Origin of the sequence: Streptomyces sp. NPDC001599 (assembly GCF_042893535.1) — a bacterium.
Taxonomy (GTDB): Bacteria; Actinomycetota; Actinomycetes; order Streptomycetales; family Streptomycetaceae; genus Streptomyces.
Genome location: NZ_JBIAVA010000016.1, coordinates 86,779 through 106,832 on the forward strand (window position 1 = coordinate 86,779; position 20,054 = coordinate 106,832).

Sequence of the window (20,054 nt, forward strand, 5' to 3'; positions counted from 1 at the left end):
GTCGACGGACATGAGGAAGTCCTGTGGGGAGCGGATCGCCCGGTACGCCTGGCGGCCCGGGGAACGGTACGTGTGGGCCGGGTTCGCGGCGGCAGCGACGGGCTTCGCGCTGGCCTCGGACCTGGCGCCGCACCGGGTGTGGGGGTGGTCGGCCGGGGCGGGGTACGCGCTCGCGGCGCTCCTGGCGTGGGGGCCCGCTCCGCGCCGGGCCGCCCGGGCGGTCGCCGTGACGGCGGCCGCCCTGCTGCCGCTCGTAGGCCTGGTGGTGGCGGGGGCGGGGCAGTCGGAGGTGGCCGTGATCGAGCGGTCGGGACACCTGCTGGCCGCCACCGGGAGCCCGTACGTCGCAGTTCCCGGGAGCGTCACCGACTTCAATCCCTACCTGCCGGGCATGGCCCTCTTCGGCGTACTGCCGGGCGATCCCCGCTGGTGGCTGGGCGGCGTGTTCGTCGCGACCCTGGCCGTCGCCCGCCCGCGCCGCGTCGGACCGCTGCTCGCGTGCCCCCTGGTCGCACTGCCCTTCGCGGTGGGCGGCGTCGACCTGCCGGTGGCCGGTCTGATGTGCCTCGGCCTCGCACTGGCGGGGCGGGGCCGTCCGGGAGCCGCGGGATCGGCGCTCGGGGCCGCCGCCGCCCTCAAGTGGACCGCCTGGCCCGCTCTGCCGGTGGCCCTGGCCCTGGTCGCGGTGCGGGAGGGCGGCCGGTCAACACTGCGGTGCGCCGTCGTGGGCCTGAGCACCGCCACGGCGGTGGTTCTGCCCTTCGCCCTCACCGATCCCGCCGGCTTCCTCCGGAACGTCGTCGCCTTCCCCCTCGGTCTCACCGCCACCGCCTCGCCCGCCGGAAGTCCGCTGCCGGGACACCTGCTCGCGGCCCACGTCCCCGGCGGCAGGGTGATCGCGCTCGCGCTCCTGGCGGTCGGGGCACTGCTGCTCGGCGTCTCGCTCGCGGTACGCCCTCCGGGGACGGTGCGGACGGCGGCGGGGCGGCTCGCGCTCGGCCTGGGCCTGGCGACGGCCCTGATGCCGGCGACGCGCTTCGGCTACCTGGTCTACCCGCTGCTCCTGGCCGCACTGGCGCACGAGCCGGCGCGCCGCGGCCCCGAGGTCACGGACCGTTCCGTCGAGAGGACCCCCGCATGACCAGCCACGCCCCCGTGACGAGCGACGCCCCCACCCGGGCCCGCACGCTGATCGTCACCAACGACTTCCCGCCCCGGCAGGGCGGCATCGAGACCTTCGTCCGGGAGCTGGCCGACCGCTTCCCGCCCGACGAGGTGGTCGTCCTGACCTCCACGCCCACAGCCACCGCGGGCCTCGGCGAGACCTTCCCGTACCCGGTGGTCCGCCACCCGGCCCGCATCCTGCTGCCCACGCCCCGCGCGGCCGCGCAGGCCGGGGAGGTGGCCCGCCGGTACGGCTGCGACCGGGTGTGGTTCGGCGCGGCGGCGCCCCTCGCCCTGATGGCGGGACGGCTGCGCCGTACGGCCGGTGTCCGCACGGCCGTCGCCACCACCCACGGCCACGAGGTGTGGTGGGCCCGCACGCCGGGCGCCCGGGGCCTGTTGCGGCGCATCGGCGGCCAGGTGGACACGCTGACCTGGCTGGGCGCGAGCACCCGCGGTCCGATCGAGGCCGCCCTCGCCCCCGGGACCCGGACCGCCCGTCTCGTCCCCGGCGTCGACACCCGGGCGTTCCACCCCGGTGTCGACGGCGCCCCGGTCCGGACGAGGTACGGCCTGGGCCACCGTCCCGTGATCCTCTGCGCGGCCCGGCTGGTCCCGCGCAAGGGCCAGGACACCCTGATCAGGGCGCTGCCCTGGGTGCGCAGGGCGGTCCCGGACGCCGTACTGCTCCTGGTCGGCGACGGTCCGTACGCGCCCGCACTGCGGCAACTGGCCCTGCGCGAGGGCGTCCTGGACTCGGTGGTCCTCGCCGGTGGCCACCCTCATCACGCGCTCCCGGCGTTCTACTCCGCCGCCGACGCCTTCGCGATGCCGTGTCGTACCCGCAAGGCCGGGCTGGAGGTGGAGGGCCTGGGCATCGTGTACCTGGAGGCCGCCGCCTCCGGACTGCCGGTCGTCGCGGGCGACTCGGGCGGCGCTCCGGACGCGTTGCGCGAGGGGGAGACGGGGCACGTCGTCGACGGCCGTTCGGTCGCTGCGACGGCGGACCGGCTGATCAGGCTCCTGCGCGACCCCCGGCGCGCCCGCGCCATGGGCGACGCGGGCCGCCGCTGGGTGCGCAGGGCGTGGTCCTGGGACGACGCGTACGCGAGGCTGCGGGACCTGCTGTCGGGCGAGGCGACGGACTGTCGCACAGTGGGACCCTGCACCCCGACCGCACACCGGCCGACGGCCCCCGGCCCGACGCCGTCCGACACCTGACAAGGCAGAGACGATGCCCTCGCAGACGAACCGCGTCGACCACGAACTCATCGAGGCCGCGGCGCAGGTGGCCCGCACCCGGTGCCGGGGCGACAACCACACCATGGCGGCCGCGGCCCGCGCCCGGGACGGCCGGATCGTCACGGCCGTCAACGCCTACCACTTCACCGGCGGCCCCTGTGCCGAGCTGGTCGTCGTCGGCGCGGCGGCGGCCCAGGGCGTGTACGAGCTGGAGACGATCGTCGCCGTCGGCGACCGCGAGCGGGGGGTCGTCCCGCCCTGCGGCCGGTGCCGTCAGGTCCTGCTCGACTACTTTCCCGGGCTCGAGGTGATCGTCGGGGAAGGGGACCGCGTCCGCGCGGTCCCCGTCACCGACCTGCTGCCCGAGACCTACGTCTGGGCGGACCACCAGCTCGACGCCGGATGAGACCGGACGTCAGAGGGCGAGTCCGGTGAGGACCAGCACCCGCTCGTAGGTGTAGTCGTCCATCGCGAACCTCACGCCCTCGCGGCCGACGCCGGACTGCTTGGCACCGCCGTACGGCATCTGGTCGGCGCGGTAGGAGGGGACGTCGCCGATGACGACGCCGCCGACCTCCAGGGCGCGGTGGGCGCGGAAGGCGGCCTGGAGGTCGTGGGTGAACACGCCTGCCTGGAGGCCGTACTTGGAGTCGTTGACGGCGGCGAAGGCCTCGGCCTCGCCGGTCACCCGCTGCACGCTGAGGACGGGGCCGAAGACCTCCTCGCGGGCGAGGGTGGTGTCGGCGGGCAGCTCGGTGAGGACGGTCGGGGCGTAGGAGGCGCCGTCGCGCTTGCCGCCGGTGAGGAGCCTCGCACCCGCGTCGACGGCCTCCCGCACCCACGCCTCCACGCGCTCGGCGGCGGCCTCGCTGACCAGCGGGCCGACGTCCGTCGCGTCGTCGTTCGGGTCGCCGGTGACCTGGGCCTCGACGGCGGCGACGATGCGGGGCAGCAGGCGGTCGTAGACGGCGGCGTCGGCGATCACGCGCTGCACGGAGATGCAGGACTGGCCGCCCTGGTAGTTGGAGAAGGTCGCGATGCGCGCCGCGGCCCGGTCCAGGTCCTCGTCGCTCGCCCAGTCGGCGAGGACGACGGCCGCGCCGTTGCCGCCCAGTTCCAGCGTGCAGTGCTTGCGCGGCACCGAGTCCATGATCGCGTAGCCGACGGTCTCGGAGCCGGTGAACGAGATGACCGGGAGGCGCTCGTCCTGGACCAGGGCGGGCATGCGGTCGTTGGGGACCGGGAGGATGCTCCAGGAGCCGGCGGGCAGCTCGGTCTCGGCGAGCAGCTCGCCGAGGATCAGGCCGGACAGGGGCGTGGCGGGGGCCGGCTTGAGGATCAGGGGCGCGCCGGCGGCGATCGCGGGGGCGATCTTGTGGGCGCACAGGTTGAGGGGGAAGTTGAAGGGCGCGATGCCGAGGACGACGCCCTTGGGGAAGCGGCGGGTGAGCGCGAGGCGCCCCTGGCCACCGGCGTCGGTGTCCAGGCGCTGGGCCTCGCCGCCGTTGAAACGGCGGGCCTCCTCGGCGGCGAAGCGGAACACGGAGACGGCGCGGCCGACCTCGCCTCGGGCCCACTTGACGGGCTTGCCGTTCTCGGCGGAGATCAGGCGGGCGATCTCCTCGGTGCGCTCCGTCAGGCGCCGGCTGACGTGGTCGAGGGCGGCGGCCCGTACGTGGGCGGGGGTGGCGGCGAACTCGTCCCGTACGGCGTACGCGGCGGCCACGGCCTCCTCGACCTGGGCGTCGGTGGGGAGGCTCACCGTGCCGACGGTGGTGCCGTCCCAGGGGGACGTGACGTCGAAGTCGGACTCGCCGGTGGCCTGGCGGCCGGCGAGCCAGAAGGCGTGGGTGGAAGTCATTGTCGAGTCCCGGCCCTTCCGCGTTGGGGGTGGTGGTGTGTGCGCCGTGCGGGTCCACGGTAGGGCGGGGCGGGGTGACGGGTGTTTGTCCGGGGTGTAGTGGTGGGTGGGCGGTGTTCGACGTGGTGGCCAGGTGGGGGCGTTACTCCGGTGCCGTTGTCTTCAGGGCCAGCCACAGCTCCATGCGGACGTCCGGGTCGTCCAGGGAGCGGCCGAGGATCTCCTCCACCCGGCGCATCCGGTAGCGCAGGGTGTGGCGGTGGACGCCGAGGTCGGCGGCGGCCGCGTCCCACTGGCCGTGGCGGGACAGCCAGGCGCGCACGGAGGCGACCAGGTCGCCCCGGCCGGTGGCGTCGTGCTCGCGCAGCGCCCGCAGCAGTCCGTCGGCGAAGGCGCGCACCGCGTCGTCGGCGAGCAGCGGCAGGACCGACCCGGCCGCTACGTGCTCGTGCTCCACGCAGACGCGGCCGCGCCGGCGGGCCACCGAAAGGGCCTGCTGGGCCTGCTTGTAGGCGGCGGACGCGGCGATGGGCCCGGACGGTGCCGAAAGGCCGACGACCAGGCTCTCCTCGTCACCGCCCGCGAGGGACTCGGAGGCCGGGCGGGCGGCTTCCAGCGCCGACGCGTGCTCGACGCAGGCGGCGACGGCCGCGCCCCCGTCGGTGGCCAGCACCACCAGGCGTTCGCCCTCCGGGACGACCAGCACCGCCTCGCCGGATCGGGCCGCCGCCGACTCCGCCACTTCGGCGAGCGCGGCGAGGGTGCCGAGCGGGTCGCCGCCGGGGTCGCCGCCCGTCTCACCGGCGGTGTACCCGGTCGTGGAGGCCCTGTTCCTGGCCGCCCCCGACTCGGCGACGATCATCCGGAACGGCGCGTCCAGCAGGCCGCCGTACAGGTCCCCGGCGACGGTGCGCGCGTGGTCGGGTTCGCCGGCGAGCAGCATCCGCAGCACGGCCGCGTCGATGCGCAGCCCGGCCTCGTGCAGGGAGCGGGAGCGTTCCGTGGTGAGGGTCAGCAGGGCGATGGCGGAGTGGACGGCGTACCGCTCGGCGGTGCCGAGGGCGGCGGCGGTGCCGACGGCGAGCGCGGAGCGGGGTCTGCGGGAGGTGCCCAGGGAGTGCAGCTCGACCCGGTCGGCGTTCTCGGAGTGCTCGGTGCTCCCCGCTCCGCCGACCACCGACGAGGCCGGCGCGGGGCGCTCGCGCAGCCGCTGCACGTCCGCGGTGAGCCGGGCGGCCCTGCGGCCCGCCCACTCCGGTGCGGTGGCGACCACGGCGCCCGAGGCGTCGTACAGCGCCGCCCAGCCGTCGACCTGCGCGGCGAGCGCGGCCAGCAGCCCCTCCGGGCCGTCGGTGAGGGTCCGCCGGGTCAGCTCCCGCTGGGCGGCGAAGCCCGCCGTGACCGCGCGGTACTGGTCGGCGGCGATGGCGGCGGAGACGGCCTTGCTGATGGCGAGGAAGGGGGTGCGGCGCGGCACCTCGAGCAGCGGCAGCCCCTCCTGCCGGGCGGCTTCCACCAGCGACTCGGGGACGTGGTCGTAGTTGACCCCGACGGCGAAGCCGAGGCCCACCACTCCCGCGCCCGCCAGCCGCTTCACGTACCGGTGCATCGCCTCGGGGTCCTCGGCGTCCAGCTTGAGGGCGGTGATCAGCAGCAGCTCCCCGCCCTCCATGTAGGGCACGGGGTCGGCGAGTTCGCTGACGTGGGCCCAGCGCACCGGCACGTCGAGGCGGTCCTCGCCGGCGCGCACGGTCAGTTTGAGCGCCGAGTGGTGGACGAGCGAGGCGAGCGTGGGGGGCATGGGGCCTTGTGCCTTCGGGGTCTGCGTCGGGGTGCGGGGCGGCCGCGAGGTGTCCGCGGGTCGGTGTGGAGTCTGTGTGATCTTTTGGCCGCAGCGTATGAACGACCTGTGTCGATTCTGCCTCACTGTACGGTCCCGGGTGCCCGCCCGTGGCCCGTACGGCTCACCCGTGCAGATCCACGAGCAGTGGCGGCGCGTGCTCCCCCTTGACGCTGGTCAGCGACAGCACCGCGTGCCCGGCCGGCACGGCGTGCGCCAGCTCGGAGGCCGACCAGCGTTCCCGTTCGACCTGGCGGACGGTGACGGCGCGTGCGGTGGGCGCCTTGCCGGTGATCACCCGCCGGAGCATGTGCACGGCCTTGCCCGCCGGGGTCTCGGCGATGATCTGCCGGTCGGTGACGTCGCGGGCCTCGGTCCACTCCTTGCCCCACACCTCGGCGAAGTCCTGGCCGTCCCAGGGGGTGAGCCCGGACAGCGCCATCCGGCACCCGATGGCCCCGAGCAGCGGCCCGCGCAACGGGCGCGGTACGTCGTCCAGGGTGCGCAGGGTCAGGACCACGCCGGCACCGGCCGAGCGCAGCCGCTGCACGCCCCGTACCGCCTCCGGCGTCACCACGCCGCTCGCGTCGTCCAGCACCAGGCAGGCGAACAGCGACCGGTCCTCCCGCACCGAGACGCTCGCCGTGAACTGGGCGAGCACCAGCCGGGCCAGCATCCGGGAGGCGTCGGCGTGGCCGCGCTGGGGAAGGTCGATGCGGACCCGCACCGGGTGGTCGAGGGCCTTGAGGGAGAAGGGCCGCGACTGCCCGGAGGTGTCGAAGAAGGGGGCGAAGGCGGGCCGGTCCAGGAGCGCCACCCGGTCGGCCAGGACGCCGCCCAGGTCCCCGGGCCGGTCCAGCTGCCGCTCGCGCGCGTCCAGTTCGCGCAGCAGGGAGTCGTGCCCGGCCGTCCGGAGTCCCTCGCGCAGTTCGGCCAGTGGCCCGGGGGCGCCCTCCAGCAGCTGCCGCAGCTCCGGCACGCCGGGGAAGCGGCCGTGGACCGCGCGGAAGGGGCCGAGGAGCTGGGCGAGGACGGTGGTGGAGCGGCGGGTGTCGCCGCCCTGGTGCTGGTCGGTGAGGTCGCCGACCAGGGCCTCCGCGAGGACGACGGCGGCCTCGTCGGGGTCGGTGGTGCCGCCGTACAGGTCCAGGTCGTACACGGAGTCCGGGTTGCCGATCCGGACGACGACGTCGTACGCCTCCGTCGGGCCGAGGTCCGCGCCCGCCGCGCCGACCACGACGACCGCGGCACGCCCGGCGAGCGCGTGCAGGCACAGCGACTCGGAGAGCGGACGCACCACGCTGCCGGTCTTGCCGGAGCCCGCGGGTCCGACGGCGAGCAGGGAGGTGCCGAGCAGGTCGGGCCCGAGGGCGAGACCGGCACCGCGGTAGGCGTAGGGATTGCGGGCGTCGTCGGCGGCCGTGCCGATGCGCACCTGGCCGGTGACGAGGTCGTGCCGCGCCTGCCGGGCGGGCAGGTCGCGGGCACCGGAGGGGTGCGGGCAGGCGGCGGAGCCGTGGCTGAGCACGGCTCCGGTGAAGGTGGCGAGGCTGTGCCGGCCGCGCTGCACGCCCTGCCAGGCGCGGGCGATACGGGCGTGGTCCACGTCCCGCATGAGTCCCGAGCGGGCGTCGGCGGCGAGCCGCTCGGCGGCGTCGTGGGCACCGGCGGCACGGAGCGCGGGCCAGGCGGCGGGGTCCTCCTCGGGAGCGGGCGGGGGCACCGCGCCGGGGGCGGCACGGCGCCAGGCGGGCGGGCCGTAGCGCCGCCAGATCTCGCCCCAGCGCCCCAGCCGCCCGACGCCGACCATGATGATGCCGGCGATCAGGACGTAGTAGGCGTAGACGACCACGACCGAGGCGAAGCTGTGGGGCTCGGCCCAGGAGTCCGGGATCATCGCGTAGAGGGGCAGCAGCCACCAGCCGCCCAGGTAGCCGTTCCAGAGCAGCGACCAGATCAGCCAGCCGACCAGGAAGGCGATCACCGCGCCGCTCAGCAGCTGCCGGCCCGGCACCCGCTCGGGCTCCTCCTCGGGCCGCGGCCGGTGTCCGAACCGCCACACGCCGGGCAGGGCCTGGGGGCGCGGGGTGCGCAGCCAGGTCAGGAAGGCCGAGCCGTCCGGGGCCCCGGGCGCCCGCGCCGGCCGGGGCGGCACCGCGGGTGCCTCGGGGGGCTTCGCGGGCACCTCCGGGGGACCCGCCGGACGCGGCACCGGATTCGCATGCGTGCCCCGCGCGTCCCGGGTCCCGTCGCCGTCCATCGCCCTTGCCCCCTGACCTGCCGCTCCGTCCACCATCAGCGAGCCAATCTAACGCCCTCCCAAGGGGAGTTCACCGCTTACGCGGCCGGGCCCGTGCCGACGTGTCCATATGTCGCCGTTCCCGGCACCTGTCCATGTCGGACAACCGTCCGCGCGGACAACGCCCACATGGAGCATGCCCACCCCGCGGCCCCGGTCCTAGCCTGCGAGAAAAGAAGTCAAGCGTTCGCCCGCACGACCCCAGGAGCCCCCCATGACCGCACTTCCGCAGGAGCGCCGCGTCGTCACCGCCATCCCCGGCCCGAAGTCGCAGGAGCTGCAGGCCCGCCGTACGGCCGTGGTCGCGCAGGGTGTGGGCTCCACGCTGCCCGTCTTCGTCGCGCGCGCCGGTGGCGGTGTCATCGAGGACGTGGACGGCAACCGCCTGATCGACTTCGGTTCCGGCATCGCGGTGACCTCCGTCGGCGCCTCCGCCGAGGCCGTCGTGCGCAAGGCGTCCGCGCAGCTCGCCGACTTCACCCACACCTGTTTCATGGTCACGCCGTACGAGGGCTACGTCGCCGTCGCCGAGGCGCTGGCCGAGCTGACGCCGGGCGACCACGCGAAGAAGTCGGCGCTGTTCAACAGCGGCGCCGAGGCCGTCGAGAACGCCGTCAAGATCGCCCGTGCGTACACCAAGCGGCAGGCCGTGGTCGTCTTCGACCACGGGTACCACGGCCGGACCAACCTGACGATGGCGCTGACCGCGAAGAACATGCCGTACAAGCACGGCTTCGGTCCGTTCGCGCCCGAGGTGTACCGCGTGCCGGTCGCCTACGGCTACCGCTGGCCCACCGGCGCCGACAACGCCGGTCCGGAGGCCGCCGCCCAGGCGATCGACCAGATCAGCAAGCAGGTCGGCGCCGAGAACGTGGCCGCGATCATCATCGAGCCGGTGCTCGGCGAGGGCGGCTTCATCGAGCCGGCCAAGGGCTTCCTGCCCGCCATCAGCCGGTTCGCCCAGGACAACGGCATCGTCTTCGTCGCGGACGAGATCCAGTCCGGCTTCTGCCGCACCGGCCAGTGGTTCGCCTGCGAGGACGAGGGCATCGTCCCGGACCTGATCACGACGGCGAAGGGCATCGCGGGCGGTCTGCCGCTGTCCGCCGTCACCGGCCGCGCCGAGATCATGGACGCCGCGCACTCCGGCGGCCTCGGCGGCACCTACGGCGGCAACCCGGTCGCGTGCGCGGGCGCGCTCGGCGCCATCGAGACGATGAAGGAGCTGGACCTCAACGCGAAGGCACAGCGGATCGAGGAGGTCATGAAGGGCCGCCTGGCCGCCATGGCCGAGAAGTTCGACGTCGTCGGCGACGTCCGGGGCCGCGGCGCGATGATCGCGATCGAGCTGGTCAAGGACCGCGACACCAAGGAGCCGAACCCGGAGGCGACGGCCGCGCTCGCCAAGGCCTGCCACCAGGAGGGGCTGCTGGTCCTGACCTGTGGCACCTACGGCAACGTGCTGCGCTTCCTGCCCCCGCTGGTGATCGGGGAGGACCTGCTGAACGAGGGTCTCGACATCATCGAGCAGGCCTTCACCCGCATCTGAGCACGAGTGCCGAACGCGCATCCGAGCGCCGTTTCGCACGCCTGGCGGAGCGAGCGGCAGAGCGTGTGAAGAAGGTGTGCGAGGTGGATGTCAGGACGCCGATGGACCTGTCCTGAGCGCACCCCCTGCCGTAGGTTCTACGCAGATGAGAGATGGACCCGCCCACAGGGGACTGTGGGCGGATCATCAGGACGAGGCTTCCCCGGCTTCGACCTGGTCGTGCCTCGCGCACACAACCGGAACCCACGGGTTCCGGCTTCCTCACCGATCGGACGGTCGCCCGCCCCAAACCCCCCGGGGCGCGCGGCGTTCCGGTCAGGACGACCGCCTCGGCACTCGGGACGGTGGTTCACCGAAGGGCCGACACACTCCCCCCCTTGTGCCGGCCCTTCGGTGTTCACTCCCCCGGTTCTCCCGGCTCCTCCGGGGATTCCCCGCCCGGTTCCTGCCCGGTGATGCGGGCCAGCAGGGCACGGGCCTCGCCGGTGCGCGGATGGGCCGGGTGCAACTGCCGCTCGCAATCGGCCAGCGACCGTCGTACGGCGTCCTCCGCCTCGGCGCGGCGTCCCAGGCCGTACAGGGCCTCGGCGGCGATCAGGTCCGGGTACCCGCCGGCGTAGCGGGGCGGCTGGGGCGGGCACCGGCGGACCTCCGCCAGCGCCTCCTCGTACCGGCCCTGCCCGTTCAGGCTGCGCGCCAGCGTGGTGTTCAGGACGCCGACGGCGGGTCCCTTCGCCCGGGGCAGGTTGCCGCGGGCCACGGCCTCCGCCTCCTCGTGGCGGGCCAGCCCGCACAGCACGGTGGCCAGGTGCAGGAGGGTGGTGGTCTCCAGCCGCGACACCGGGGCGCGGTGGGCGATCTGGTTCAGCTCCCTCAGGACGCCGTTCGCCACTGTCTCCGCCTCCGCGTACCGCCGCAGGCCGGACAGGGCAACCACGCGGTTGCTCCGGGCGATCAGTCGCAGCATCTGCGAGTTGATGCCGACCGGCTCCAGCTCCGCGATCAGCGTGTCCAGCTCGTCCAGCGCCTCGGCCATCCGGCCGTGCATGACGGCCGCTCCCGTGGCCAGCACCCTCGCCTCCCAGTGCGGCGGACGCCTGCGCCAGGGGCGCCGCGGGAGCGCGGCCAGCGTCCGGGCCTCGGCCTCGACCTCCTCGTACCGGCCCTCACTGGTCATCGCCTTCAGCCGTGCGAAGGTCTCTCCCCACTGGCTGTCCCGTGCCGTTCGTATGGTTGTCACGGGCGGTGAGACTACGCGAGGCCGGGCCTGCGAAGCTGGGCGTCATGCCGGTCTCCGCCCCGCCACGCGCCCTGCCCGCCCTCGTCGGGCTTCCCGTGCTCCTCTTCGCGCTGATCACCTGGCAGGTCGTCGCCGACGGCCCGCTGGTCGGGCTGGACGAGCGGCTGAGCGGGGCGCTCGTCCACCCGGACCGGTTCTCCGAGCTGCTGTCCGACCTCGGCAACGTGCAGGTGGCGGTGCCGGTCCTGGTCGTGGCGCTGGCGTACGCGGCGTGGCACGGGCGGGTCGCGGGTGTCGGCCTCTGGTGGCTGCCGCCCCTGGCCGGGGTCCTGGCGATGGTGCTGGTGCCGGCGCTGGTCGCGCCGTTGAAGGAGTGGACCGACCGCCCCGGCACCCCGGCGGTGCCGCCCGCGACCGGCTACTACCCCTCGGGCCACACCGCCACGGCCCTCGTCGCGTACGGCGCGGCGACGGTGCTGCTGCTCGGACGGCTGCGCGCGCCGGCCGTACGGCGGACGCTGGTCGTGCTGTGCGCCCTGCTGGTGCTCGGCACCTCCTACGGGCTGGTGCGGCGGGGCTACCACTGGCCCCTGGACGTGGTGGCGAGCTGGTGCCTGGGGGTGGTGCTGCTGGCCGGGGTCCGGCTGGTGGACCGCCGGACCCCGCCCGGCCGGACCCCGCGGGACGTCAGCCGAAGTACGCGTCGAAGTTCTTCTGGAACTCCCAGTTCGAGTAACGGTCCCAGTTGATCGACCACGTCATCAGGCCGCGCAGGTCCGGCCAGGTGCCGTGGGTCGCGTACGAGCCGCAGTCGGTCTTCCTGGTCAGGCAGTTCAGGGCCTTGGTGACCTCGGCCGGGGAGACGTGGCCGTTGCCCGCCTGGGTGGAGGCCGGCATGCCGATCGCGACCTGGTCCGGGCGCAGCGGCGGGAAGACGTTGTTCGCGTCGCCCGCGACCGGGAAGCCGGTGAGCAGCATGTCGGTCATGGCGATGTGGAAGTCGGCGCCGCCCATGGAGTGGTACTGGTTGTCGAGGCCCATGATGGAGCCCGAGTTGTAGTCCTGGACGTGCAGCAGGGTCAGGTCGTCGCGCAGGGCGTGGATCACGGGCAGGTAGGCCCCGGCCCGCGGGTCCTGGCCGCCCCACTTGCCGGTGCCGTAGTACTGGTAGCCGAGCTGGACGAAGAAGGTCTCCGGGGCCATGGTCAGCACGAAGTCGTCGCCGTACTTGGCCTTCAGGGTCTTCACGGCCGAGATGAGGTTGACGATGACCGGGGTCTTCGGGTTTTTGAAGTCCGTGTCGTCGGCGTTCAGGGAGAGCGAGTGGCCCTCGAAGTCGATGTCGAGGCCGTCCAGGCCGTACTCGTCGATGATCGCGGAGACGGAGGAGACGAACTTGTCGCGGGCGGCGGTGCTGGTGAGCTGCACCTGGCCGTTCTGGCCGCCGATGGAGATCAGCACCTTCTTGCCGGCCGCCTGCTTGGCCTTGATCGCCGCCTTGAACTCGGCGTCGCTCTCCACGTTCGGGCACTCGGCGACCGGGCAGCGCTCGAAGCGGATGTCTCCGGAGGTGACCGAGGTGGGTTCGCCGAAGGCCAGGTCGATGACGTCCCAGCTGTCGGGCACGTCGGCCATGCGGGTGTAGCCGGAGCCGTTGGCGAAGCTGGCGTGGAGGTAGCCGACCAGGGCGTGGGCCGGAAGGTCGGAGGAGCCGCCGCCGTCGTCCGGGCGCTGGGCGGTGGTCGCCGTGACCGTGGCCGAACGCGCCGACTCGCCCGCGTCGTTGACCGCGGTGACCTGGAAGGAGTACGCCGTCGACGGGGTCAGGCCGGACACGGTGGCGGAGGTGCCGGTGACCGTGCTGACCTTGCTGCCGTTGCGGTAGACGACGTAGCCCGTCGCGCCCGGCACCGGTGACCAGGACAGGGTGACGCTGGAGGAGGTCACGGAGCCGGTCTTCAGGCCGCCGGGGACCGCCGGGGGCTGCTGCGTCTCACCGCCGGGGCCGGTGAGGGAGATGTCGTCGGCGTGGTAGGCGCCGGTGCCGTACCAGCCGTGGGTGTAGATGGTGACCTTGGTGGTCGAGGGGCCGGTGCGGAAGGTGGTCGTCAGCTGCTGCCAGTCGGGGGCGGACTGGGCCCAGGTGGAGACGTCGGTGGTGCCGGTGCCGCTCGCGCCGAGGTAGACGTAGGTGCCCCGGACGTATCCGGAGAGCGTGTACTGCGAGTCCGGTTTGACGGACACCGTCTGCGAGCAGCGGGCGTTGTCCGCTCCTGCCGGGGTGGCCTTCAGGGCCGACGTGCCGCCGTGCACGGGCGAGGTCACGGTCGTGCCCGCCGTACAGGTCCAGCCGTCGAGCGCGGACTCGAAGCCGCCGTTGCGGGCGAGGTCCGCGTCGGCCGCACGGGCGGCCGACGTGAGCGCGGTCAGGCCGGACGCGGCGAGAGCCGCGGCCGTGAGCAGGGTGACGAGGGGGCGGCGGGCGAGAGGTCTGGCGCGTTGCACGCGTGCGCGTTCCACAAGTGCCTCCGGACATGGGGGAGATGGGGAGGGTGGAGCGCGCCCAATTTGGTCCAGACCAATTCTGTTGTCAACCCCTTGCGCACCTCACCGGTGCCTCACCTGTACTTCACCTGCCGCTACCCCTCGTTCTCCTCCACCGCGAGAGCCGCCGCCGCCTCGTGCATCGCCAGCTCCAGAAGCGAGGGATCGGTGAGGGTCCCGGTCCCGTCCGGCGGAATCAGCCAGCGGGTGCCGCCGGACGACAGCCCGCCGGGGTGGGGCACCACGATCCAGGTGCCGAGCCCGGCGGTCCGGATGCCGGTGCCCAGCCAGCGGGCCGCCGTGCCGGCCGGCACGAAGAAGCCCGTGCGCGCGTCGCCGAAGTCGGCGAGCACCGGTCCTGGCTGGTCCAGGACGCGGGAGAGCACGTCCAGGGTCGGATAGCCGAGCCTGCTCGGCAGGATGAGCACGTCCCAGGCCTTGCCGGCGGGCAGCAGCGCGACGCCCGAGGGGTCGCGCTCCCAGTCCCGGCGGCAGGACCCGGGATCCGGTGCGACGGATGCCAGCCACGCGACCGCCGTCTTCGCACCAGGCATGTGAAACCTCCCTTTCACTCGTCGACGCGGGATGCGTCACGAGGGAGAGGGAGGTCTCCCGGCCGCATTACGCGGGTTGCGGTTCCTCGTTGGGGTGAACCGGGTCACACGGGCGGTGGCCGCTAGCTGTCGAAGCCCAGCCCCAGCTTGTCCATGGTCCGCAGCCACAGGTTGCGCCGGCCGCCGTGCGCGTCCGCGCGGGCCAGCGACCACTTGGTGAGCGCGATGCCGGTCCAGGCGAACGGCTCGGGCGGGAACGGCAGCGGCTTCGTGCGCACCATCTCCAGTTCCGTGCGCTCGGTGCGCTCCCCCGACAGCAGGTCGAGCATCACCTCCGCGCCGAACCGGGTCGCGCCCACACCGAGGCCGGTGTACCCGGCCGCGTACGCCACCCTGCCCCGGTGCGCGGTGCCGAAGAACGCCGAGAAGCGCGAGCAGGTGTCGATGGCGCCGCCCCAGGCGTGCGTGAAGCGGACGCCCTCCAGTTGCGGGAAGCAGGTGAAGAAGTGCCCGGCGAGCTTGGCGTACGTCTCGGGGCGGTGGTCGTACTCGGCACGCACCCGGCCGCCGTAGGGATAGATGGCGTCGTAGCCGCCCCACAGGATCCGGTTGTCGCGGGAGAGGCGGAAGTAGTGGAACTGGTTGGCGCTGTCCCCCAGCCCCTGCCGGTTCTTCCAGCCGACGGAGGCGAGCTGCCCGTCGCTGAGCGGCTCGGTCATCAGGGCGTAGTCGTAGACGGGGACGGTGTACGAGCGCACCCGACGGACCAGGTTCGGGAAGACGTTGGTGCCGAGTGCGACCGTGCGGGCGCGGATCCCGCCGTACGGGGTGCGTACGGCCATGCCGGCGCCGTGCGGCTTGAGGGTGAGCGCGGGAGTGCGCTCGTAGACGCGTACGCCGAGCGCGAGGCAGGCGCGCTTGAGGCCCCAGACCAGCTTGGCGGGGTTGACCATCGCCACGCCCCGCCGGTCCCAGAGGCCCGCCCGGAAGGTGGGTGAGCCGACCTGCTCCCGCACGGCCTCGGCGTCCAGGTACTCGATGCCCTCGGCCAGGCCCTTGGCGCGGAGCTCCTCGTACCACTCCTCCAGCTCCCGGGCCTGGTAGGGCTCGGTGGCGACGTCGATCTCGCCGGTGCGTTCGAAGTCGCAGTCGAGGCCGTGGCGGGCGACCGCCGCCTCGATCGCGTCGAGGTTGCGGGCGCCCAGCTCCTCCAGCCGGTGGATGTCGTCCGGCCAGCGGGTGAGGCCGTTGGACAGCCCGTGGGTGAGGGAGGCGGCGCAGAATCCGCCGTTGCGGCCGGAGGCGGCCCAGCCCACCTCGCGGCCCTCGATCAGCACCACGTCCCGCTCCGGGTCGCGCTCCTTGGCGAGCAGCGCGGTCCACAGCCCGCTGTAGCCGCCGCCCACGACCAGCAGGTCGCAGGTCTCGGGGCCGGTGAGGGCGGCCTCGGGGCGGGGACGGCCCGGGTCGTCCAGCCAGTACGGGACCGGCTGGGCGTCGGAAAGGGGTTTCGTCCAGTCGTTGCTGCGGCTCATGGCGCCAGGGGCCATGATTTCAACTCCCTACGGGTCACACCGATGTGCTTCATGCCTTGCGGCGATTCCGGCGGTTGCCGACGATCATGGAGGCCAGAACGAACAGTACGGCGACGACGAACATGGCCGTGCCGACGACATTGATCTGAACGGGCGTTCCGCGCTGGGCCGATCCCCACACGAACATGGGGAAGGTGACGGTCGAACCCGCGTTGAAATTGGTGATGATGAAGTCGTCGAAGGACAGCGCGAAGGCGAGCAGCGCGCCGGCCGCGATGCCGGGGGCGGCGATGGGCAGCGTGACCCGCACGAAGGTCTGGAAGGGACCGGCGTACAGGTCCTGCGCCGCCTGCTCCAGGCGCGGGTCCATCGACATCACGCGCGCCTTGACGGCCGTCACGACGAAGCTGAGGCAGAACATGATGTGGGCGATCAGGATCGTCCAGAAGCCCAGCTGAGCGCCCATGTTGAGGAAGAGGGTGAGCAGCGAGGCGGCCATCACGACCTCGGGCATCGCCATCGGCAGGAAGATCAGCGAGTTGATCGCGCCCCGCGCGCGGAAGCGGTAGCGGTAGCGGACCAGTGCGAAGGCGATCGCGGTGCCGAGCGCGGTGGCGCCCAGCGTCGCCCAGAGGGCGATCTGGAGGCTGAGCGAGAGGGAACCGCACAGCCCGGCGACCCCGCACGGGTCCTTCCAGGCGTCCGTGGAGAACTGCTGCCACTCGTAATTGAAGCGCCCGTTCGGTTTGTTGAACGAGAACACCGTGACGACGACGTTCGGCAGCAGCAGATACGCGAGCGTCAGCAGTCCGGCGATCACGACCATATGGCGCTTGAACCAGTTGACGAAGGTCATTTAAACGAGATCCTCCGTCCCGGACCGGCGGATGTAGAAGGTGACCATGGCGAGAATCGCGGCCATGAGAATGAACGAGAGCGCGGCCGCGGTCGGATAGTCCAGCACCCTCAGGAACTGGGACTGGATCACGTTTCCGATCATCCCGGTGTCGGCCGAGCCCAGCAGGGAGGCGTTGACGTAGTCGCCGGTGGCCGGGATGAAGGTCAGCAGGGTGCCGGAGACGACGCCGGGCATGGACAGCGGGAAGGTGACCTTGCGGAAGACCGTGGAGGGCTTCGCGTACAGGTCCCCCGCCGCCTCGTGCAGCCGGCCGTCGATGCGCTCCAGGGAGGTGTAGAGCGGCAGGATCATGAAGGGCAGGAAGTTGTACGTCAGACCGCAGACCACCGCGAGCGGCGTGGCCAGCACCCGGTCGCCGGCGGTCCAGCCGAGCCAGCTGGTCACGTCCAGGACGTGCAGCGTGTTCAGGGCGCCGACCACCGGCCCGCCGTCGGCGAGGATGGTCTTCCAGGCCAGGGTGCGGATCAGGAAGCTGGTGAAGAACGGCGCGATCACCAGGATCATGATCAGGTTCCGCCAGCGGCCCGCGCGGAAGGCGATGAGGTACGCGAGCGGGTAGCCGAGCAGCAGGCACAGCACGGTCGCGGAGGCGGCGTAGGCGACCGAGCGCAGGAACTGCGGCCAGTACTCGGTCAGCGCGTCCCAGTAGGTGGCGAAGTGCCAGGTGACCTTGTAGCCCTCCTCCAGCGAGCCCGTCTGCACGGACGTGGAGGCCTGGTAGATCATCGGCGCCGCGAAGAACACGACCAGCCACAGGATACCGGGCAGCAGCAGCCAGTACGGCGTCCAGCGGCCCCTCTTGCGCGGGGGCTTGTTCTCGGGCGCGGGCGGGGAGAGCGGCGGTGGCGCCTCGGTGAGGGTGGCCATCAGGCGGCCTCGCCCTCTGCCACACCGGCGTCGATGTCCTGGGCCGCGTCCAGACCGAAGGTGTGCGCCGGGTTCCAGTGCAGGACGACCTCGGCGCCGGGCGCGAGACGGGGGTCGCGGTCGATGTTCTGGGCGTAGACCTCGAACTCGGGGCAGGCGGCGCAGTCCACGACGTACTGGGTGGAGACGCCGATGAAACTGGTGTTGCTGATCCTGCCGGTGACGCGGTTGCGGCCCTCGGGGATGGAGCCCGCGTCGTCCGCGTGGGTGAGGCCGATCTTCTCGGGGCGGACCCCGACCAGGACCTTGCCGCCCGCCTTCGCCGGGGCGGAACACCGGGCGCCCGGCAGGACGAGCTTGTCACCGGCCGCCTTCACGACGACGTCGTCGCCGCTGCGGGTGTCGACCTCGGCCTCGATGAGGTTGGAGGTGCCGAGGAAGTTGGCGACGAAGGTGGTGCGCGGGTTCTCGTACAGGTCGGCGGGGGCGCCCAGTTGCTCGACGCGGCCCGCGTTCATCACGGCGACCTGGTCGGCCATCGTCATGGCCTCCTCCTGGTCGTGGGTGACGTGCACGAAGGTGATGCCGACCTCGGTCTGGATGCGCTTGAGCTCCAGCTGCATCTGGCGGCGCAGCTTGAGGTCGAGGGCGCCGAGGGGCTCGTCGAGGAGCAGCACCTTGGGGTGGTTGATCAGGGCGCGGGCGACGGCGACGCGCTGCTGCTGGCCGCCGGAGAGCTGGTGCGGCTTCTTGCGCGCCTGCTCGCCGAGCTGCACCAGGTCGAGCATCTCACCGACCTGCTTCTTCACGCTCTTGATGCCGCGCCGGCGCAGGCCGAAGGCGACGTTCTCGTAGATGTCCAGGTGCGGGAAGAGGGCGTAGGACTGGAAGACCGTGTTGACCGGCCGTTTGTAGGGCGGCAGCGCGGTCACGTCCTGGTCGCCGAGGTGGACGGTGCCACCGCTCGGTTCCTCCAGTCCGGCGATCATGCGCAGGGTGGTGGTCTTGCCGCAGCCGGAGGCGCCGAGCAGGGCGAAGAAGGAGCCCTGGGGCACGGTCAGGTCGAGCGGGTGCACGGCGGTGAAGGAGCCGTAGGTCTTGCTGATGCCGGCGAGGCGGACGTCGCCGCCGCCGTCCTGCGCGGCCTTCTGGTTCTTCGTCGGATTCGTCGTCATCGTCGTCACGCCCCGGTGAGCTTCGCGAACTTCTCTTCGTATGCCGTCTCTTCCTTCGAACTCAGGGAGCGGAAGGAGTGCGACCTGGCCTGCATGGCCTGGTCGGGAATGATCAGCGGGTTGTTCGCCGCGTTCTCGTCGATCTTCGCCAGGTCGTCCTTCACGCCGTCGACGGGGCAGACGAAGTTGATGTAGGCGGCGAGTTCCGCGGCCGGGCCCGGCTCGTAGTAGTAGTCGATGAGCCGTTCGGCGTTGGTCTTGTGCCGTGCCTTGTTGGGGATCAGCATGTTGTCGCTGGACGTGACGTAGCCGCTGTCCGGGATGACGAAGTCGATGTCGGGGTTGTCGGCCTTGAGCTGGACGACGTCACCGGCCCAGGCCAGACAGGCCGCGAAGTCGCCCTTGCTGAGGTCGGACGTGTAGTCGTTGCCGGTGAAGCGGCGTATCTGACCGCGGTCGACGCCCTTCTGGAGCCGGGCGATCCCCGCGTCGTAGTCGTCGTCGGTGAAGCGGGCCGGGTCCTTGCCCATGTCCAGCAGCGTCATGCCCATGGTGTCGCGCATCTCGGTGAGGAAGCCGACGCGGCCCTTGAGCTTCGGGTTGTCGAGCAGGTCGGAGACCGTTTTGACCTCGATGCCGTCCAGTGCCTTCTTGTTGTAGGCGATGACGGTCGAGATGCCCTGCCAGGGGTAGGAGTAGGCGCGGCCCGGGTCCCAGTCGGGGTTGCGGAACTGGGGCGACAGGTTGGTGAAGGCGTGCGGCAGGTTGGCCGGGTCCAGTTTCTGGACCCAGCCGAGGCGGATCAGGCGGGCGGCCAGCCAGTCGGTGAGGACGATGATGTCGCGTCCGGTCTCCTGGCCCGCGGCGAGCTGCGGCTGGATCTTGCCGAAGAACTCGCTGTTGTCGTTGATGTCCTCGGTGTACGTGACCTTGACGCCGGTGCGTTTGGTGAACGCCTCCAGCGTGGGGTGCCGCCTGCCGCTCTCGTCGACGTCCATGTACTCGGTCCAGTTGGAGAAGCGGACCTGCTTCTCCTCCTTGGAGTGGTCCTCGGCGGAGACGCCGCCCTCGGTCTTGCCGGCCGCCGGGATGCCGCAGCCGCTCAGGAGGCCGAGGCCGCCGACGGCGAGCGCGCCGCCCGTGGAGGCGCGCAGCAGCGAACGGCGGGTGAGGGCGGCCCTGCCGCTCCTGAGTGAGCGCCGCACGGCGGCCGCTTGGGCCGGGGACAGGCGGTCTGGCTCGTACTGCTCCATGCGCGTGGTTGC

General features: G+C 72.7%; 16 protein-coding genes. 5 read left to right on the forward strand and 11 right to left on the reverse strand.

Annotation, left to right across the window (positions count from 1 at the left end; all coding sequences use genetic code 11):
- The first annotated feature begins 10 nt into the window (after positions 1-10).
- Genes ACFYZ3_RS31450 through ACFYZ3_RS31460 form a run of 3 tightly spaced genes read left to right on the forward strand, consistent with a single transcriptional unit; the run spans position 11 to position 2,812 of the window.
- The gene (locus ACFYZ3_RS31450) at positions 11-1,141 is read left to right on the forward strand and encodes a hypothetical protein (RefSeq protein ID WP_388524777.1); all 1,131 of its coding nucleotides are present in this window, start codon (positions 11-13) and stop codon (positions 1,139-1,141) included.
- Entirely contained in the window at positions 1,138-2,385 is a 1,248-nt protein-coding gene (locus tag ACFYZ3_RS31455; protein WP_388524780.1) for a glycosyltransferase family 4 protein, read from the forward strand. The genes ACFYZ3_RS31450 and ACFYZ3_RS31455 overlap by 4 nt, the downstream gene beginning before the upstream one ends.
- 13 nt (positions 2,386-2,398) lie before the next feature.
- A complete protein-coding gene (locus tag ACFYZ3_RS31460; protein ID WP_388524782.1) occupies positions 2,399-2,812 on the forward strand; it encodes a cytidine deaminase in 414 nt (137 codons plus the stop codon).
- Positions 2,813-2,821: 9 nt separating this feature from the next.
- Here the strand turns inward: ACFYZ3_RS31460 and ACFYZ3_RS31465 are convergent, their stop codons facing one another.
- From ACFYZ3_RS31465 to ACFYZ3_RS31475, 3 genes are all read right to left on the reverse strand, one after another.
- The gene (locus ACFYZ3_RS31465) at positions 2,822-4,267 is read right to left on the reverse strand and encodes an aldehyde dehydrogenase family protein (RefSeq protein WP_388524785.1); all 1,446 of its coding nucleotides are present in this window, start codon (positions 4,265-4,267) and stop codon (positions 2,822-2,824) included.
- 142 nt (positions 4,268-4,409) lie between these two features.
- A complete protein-coding gene (locus tag ACFYZ3_RS31470; RefSeq protein WP_388524788.1) occupies positions 4,410-6,068 on the reverse strand; it encodes a PucR family transcriptional regulator in 1,659 nt (552 codons plus the stop codon).
- A 163-nt stretch (positions 6,069-6,231) separates the two neighbouring features.
- The gene (locus ACFYZ3_RS31475) at positions 6,232-8,367 is read right to left on the reverse strand and encodes an ATP-binding protein (protein WP_388524791.1); all 2,136 of its coding nucleotides are present in this window, start codon (positions 8,365-8,367) and stop codon (positions 6,232-6,234) included.
- Positions 8,368-8,620: 253 nt separating this feature from the next.
- Between ACFYZ3_RS31475 and gabT the strand changes: the two genes are divergently transcribed.
- Positions 8,621-9,955, forward strand: coding sequence for a 4-aminobutyrate--2-oxoglutarate transaminase (gene gabT, locus ACFYZ3_RS31480; protein WP_388524794.1), 1,335 nt, complete (start codon positions 8,621-8,623; stop codon positions 9,953-9,955).
- Positions 9,956-10,352: 397 nt separating this feature from the next.
- Here gabT and ACFYZ3_RS31485 read toward each other — a convergent pair whose 3' ends face one another.
- Positions 10,353-11,195 (reverse strand): hypothetical protein, encoded by an 843-nt coding sequence (locus ACFYZ3_RS31485; protein ID WP_388524796.1) that lies wholly within the window; start codon positions 11,193-11,195, stop codon positions 10,353-10,355.
- A gap of 44 nt (positions 11,196-11,239) precedes the next feature.
- Here ACFYZ3_RS31485 and ACFYZ3_RS31490 point away from each other — a divergent pair, with 44 nt between their 5' ends.
- Positions 11,240-11,944, forward strand: coding sequence for a phosphatase PAP2 family protein (locus tag ACFYZ3_RS31490; protein ID WP_388524799.1), 705 nt, complete (start codon positions 11,240-11,242; stop codon positions 11,942-11,944).
- Here ACFYZ3_RS31490 and ACFYZ3_RS31495 read toward each other — a convergent pair.
- The 7 genes from ACFYZ3_RS31495 to ACFYZ3_RS31525 form a co-directional block, all read right to left on the reverse strand.
- Entirely contained in the window at positions 11,883-13,700 is a 1,818-nt protein-coding gene (locus ACFYZ3_RS31495) for a chitinase (RefSeq protein WP_388524803.1), read from the reverse strand. The two genes, ACFYZ3_RS31490 and ACFYZ3_RS31495, sit on opposite strands and share 62 nt — an antisense overlap.
- Positions 13,701-13,834: 134 nt before the next feature.
- A complete protein-coding gene (locus tag ACFYZ3_RS31500) occupies positions 13,835-14,293 on the reverse strand; it encodes a hypothetical protein (protein ID WP_388524806.1) in 459 nt (152 codons plus the stop codon).
- Between the two features lie 122 nt (positions 14,294-14,415).
- Complete coding sequence (locus ACFYZ3_RS31505; protein ID WP_388524809.1) at positions 14,416-15,843, reverse strand: NAD(P)/FAD-dependent oxidoreductase; 1,428 nt, start codon at positions 15,841-15,843, stop codon at positions 14,416-14,418.
- A 34-nt stretch (positions 15,844-15,877) separates the two neighbouring features.
- Entirely contained in the window at positions 15,878-16,684 is an 807-nt protein-coding gene (locus tag ACFYZ3_RS31510; protein ID WP_388524812.1) for an ABC transporter permease, read from the reverse strand.
- Positions 16,685-17,614 carry an ABC transporter permease gene (locus ACFYZ3_RS31515; protein ID WP_361011585.1) on the reverse strand — a complete coding sequence of 310 codons (930 nt, stop codon included), beginning with the start codon at positions 17,612-17,614 and terminating at the stop codon, positions 16,685-16,687. It abuts the gene before it with no gap.
- Complete coding sequence (locus ACFYZ3_RS31520; protein WP_388524815.1) at positions 17,614-18,789, reverse strand: ABC transporter ATP-binding protein; 1,176 nt, start codon at positions 18,787-18,789, stop codon at positions 17,614-17,616. The genes ACFYZ3_RS31515 and ACFYZ3_RS31520 overlap by 1 nt, the downstream gene beginning before the upstream one ends.
- Positions 18,790-18,794: 5 nt before the next feature.
- The gene (locus ACFYZ3_RS31525) at positions 18,795-20,042 is read right to left on the reverse strand and encodes a PotD/PotF family extracellular solute-binding protein (RefSeq protein WP_388524818.1); all 1,248 of its coding nucleotides are present in this window, start codon (positions 20,040-20,042) and stop codon (positions 18,795-18,797) included.
- Positions 20,043-20,054: the final 12 nt, after the last annotated feature.